Source organism: Pseudomonas edaphica (assembly GCF_005863185.1).
GTDB classification, from domain to species: Bacteria; Pseudomonadota; Gammaproteobacteria; order Pseudomonadales; family Pseudomonadaceae; genus Aquipseudomonas; species Aquipseudomonas edaphica.
On sequence record NZ_VBVZ01001114.1, the window covers coordinates 1 to 644 of the forward strand.

Here is a 644-nt window from a genome sequence, read left to right on the forward strand (position 1 = left end):
GGTGCCCACCGGGCCGTAGGTGGTGTTCGGCTTGCTGGTGCAGGTCAGCTGGTCGGCTTTCTTTTTGTTCTTCTTGCACTCGGTGGTGGTGCTGGTGGGCACCTGGCCGTAATCGGTGGCGGTATAGCGGTAAGTGACCTGCTTGCTGTCGACGTCCAGGATGATGGTCATTTTGATTGGCCCATGGTTCTTGGGCAGGCTGGCATCGGTGTACACCTCGCGAAAGCCCTGGTCCTTCATGGCGCTGACCATGTCCCGCAGGTAATAGCGGGCATTGAGCGTGTTTTGCGCGCTGCCGCCCACTGATGTGGTCACCAGCACCAGCGCCTGTCGATCAAAGTGATAGTCCGGATCGGGGGTTGCGTTGATCGAGACATCCATTTGTGTGGCGCAGCCACTGAGCAACGCCGTCAGCAGCAACAGCGCGCAGATCAAGTACCGGTTCATCAAATAACTACCTTGCAACAGAAAATTCAGTAACAGCTAAACGATCGAGCAGCGGGATAAATAACCCTCGGGTGTGAATCGGGCGGGGCATTGGCCCGCGGCCACTAAATCGCAGGCAATAAAAAACCCCAAGGAATCATCTTCGCTTGGGGTTTTTCGGTATTAGTGGTGCCCAGAGACGGAATCGAACCGCCGAC

1 protein-coding gene is annotated in these 644 nt (G+C 56.5%); it reads right to left on the minus strand.

The window, feature by feature from the left end; genetic code table 11:
- The coding region (locus FEM54_RS33590) for a hypothetical protein (protein ID WP_138454400.1) at nt 1–447 on the minus strand (447 nt) is incomplete at its 3' end.
- Nucleotides 448–644 lie beyond the last annotated feature (197 nt).